Annotated in this window: 2 protein-coding genes and 1 pseudogene; 1 reads left to right on the plus strand and 2 read right to left on the minus strand. The window is 36.2% G+C overall.

Going from position 1 to position 1,963, the window contains the following annotated elements; translation table 11 throughout:
• A pseudogene (locus tag NO346_RS11320) lies at nt 1–520 on the plus strand (ATP-dependent endonuclease); the annotation flags it as partial.
• Nucleotides 521–611: 91 nt separating this feature from the next.
• Here NO346_RS11320 and NO346_RS11325 read toward each other — a convergent pair.
• Both NO346_RS11325 and NO346_RS11330 read right to left on the minus strand, forming a co-directional pair.
• On the minus strand, nt 612–1,631 hold the full coding sequence (locus tag NO346_RS11325; RefSeq protein ID WP_256415215.1) for a molecular chaperone DnaJ: 1,020 nt from the start codon (nt 1,629–1,631) through the stop codon (nt 612–614).
• A gap of 101 nt (nt 1,632–1,732) precedes the next feature.
• Nucleotides 1,733–1,963 (minus strand): GGDEF domain-containing protein (locus tag NO346_RS11330; protein WP_256415216.1); only part of this gene is annotated, 231 nt, incomplete at its 5' end.

Here is a 1,963-nt window from a genome sequence, read left to right on the forward strand (position 1 = left end):
TACGGCTTCAGAATTACATGATTTAAGGCAAAATTTCTTAGCAAAACTGGATCAGATATGCGAACAACAAAACATCGGAAGTAAGATCAAAGGCTCAATTATTTCTGAACAATCTAAGAAGCGTTCATGGCAAGACAAATATATTCGATTAAAAGAGTTGGCAAATAAAGTCAAAAACAAAGAAGAAATTACAGATCTTGACCTAAATGAAATTGACGAGCTTTTCGAGTTTGAAACAAATAATAAGCGCAGAGAGGCATTAAAATTACCTGAAACTTTCTATTTAGAAGAGAAAATTCAGCTAATAAACCGTTTATATGATTTAGATTATTTTGTATTAAATTTAGGAGCAATTGAAGCTTATTATCCAAATCATACTTCAGGCGATGATAAACCATCAAAAGCTCTTAATGCTTTACAAATTATAGAAAGAGAAAATATTAGTTATCTACCAAAAATCACATATCAAGAAATTGAGCAATGCGAGCTTAGTTTGATTATGAATAAAATTTTCTCATAATCCTCTCTTAAAAGAGTGCACTTTGTGAATAAACCTATTATTAGACACACAATAACGTTGCCTCTCCTTTTAGGAGAGGGCTAGGGAGAGGTTACAGTGCCCCATGCTCCAACAACATCTCTACCCCACTCACCTTTTTCATATGCTTTAAACGTTCCTTTTCCCACTTCAACTGTTGCTTTAACTCAGCACAATCGGCATCTATGGCTTTATACACATCACTCATATGCACATGCTCTGCTTTCACCTTCTTCGCCAACTGAAAAGAATCCAAAATCTCATCAATTTGACTGTCAAGCTGCTGACTTTGTGCATCCAAAGCCAATTTATAAAACTTCACTTGCTCTGCCGATAACTCTTTCGTACCTACACCTTTATTTTGTTCAAGCTGTAATTGCAGTTTCAATAAATAAAACAAATCCTGCTGTTCATAAGCCTGACTTGCCTGTTGGAACAACTCAGTTTTTTCTTCTTTCTTGGTCTCGTCTTGCTCACGGTCAGGATGAATCATCGCAGCAATTTTTAAATAGACTGTTTTGAGTGACTGTGCTGCCATCTGCTCAGCTTGTTCACGTTTCTGCTGTTGTCTCAGTTGCTTGGCCTGCTCACGTGCTTGTTGCTGCTCAGCAGCATATTGTTCAAAGTCATCTTCTTCTAATTCTATATTTTGATCAAAGTTTTCATTAAGTTCGAACTTAACTGACTGTACTTTTTTATTCTTTTTCGATGATTGCTGTTCATGTTGCTGATAAAAGATATCAATCTGCTTGACTAGCTTTAATTGTTCTTCATCCAAAATTTTGGAACGTTTTAACATGTGCGCAAGCTGAGCAATTTTTTCATCCAGTTGCTGTAGATTAGCTTTGGAAAACTCATGGCTGTGTAACATATTCCAAAGTTGTTCTAACTGCTGAAATAGTATTTCATGGAGTTCACTATACACGGGTAAAAGTTTTTGCCGTGTATGTTGCTGAATTTCAGCTTGGGCATTTTGCCACATGCTAAGGCTAATTTTTTGCTGTTCAATTTGATCGATGAGACGATTCAACTTTTTCTGCTGCGCAGACGGCTCAGCCCTTTGTTGTAAACTAACTTTGAGATCAAAGGACATGCTCATTCACCTAAAAATTTTAAAAAACCTAGCAATAATCAAATATTAAAAGTAGTGCGTTGCCAAAGCTATTTACATGAACTTTGAATCCACTATAGCAATCAAGAAATCACTCGATTACGTCCTTGCTGCTTCGCCATATACAAATTTTTATCTGCACGACGAATCGCATCATTCATATCAGTATCATCTAACAGGACTACACTTACCCCAATACTTAAACTGATGGCGTGATTTACAATAATTTGTTCTTGCTCAATCGTAGATCGGATTTTCTCTGCCAATATCGCAGCTCCATCCAATGAAGTAGCAGGCAACAAGGCAATAAATTC

Origin of the sequence: Acinetobacter sp. 5862 (assembly GCF_024494585.1) — a bacterium.
Lineage (GTDB): Bacteria > Pseudomonadota > Gammaproteobacteria > Pseudomonadales > Moraxellaceae > Acinetobacter.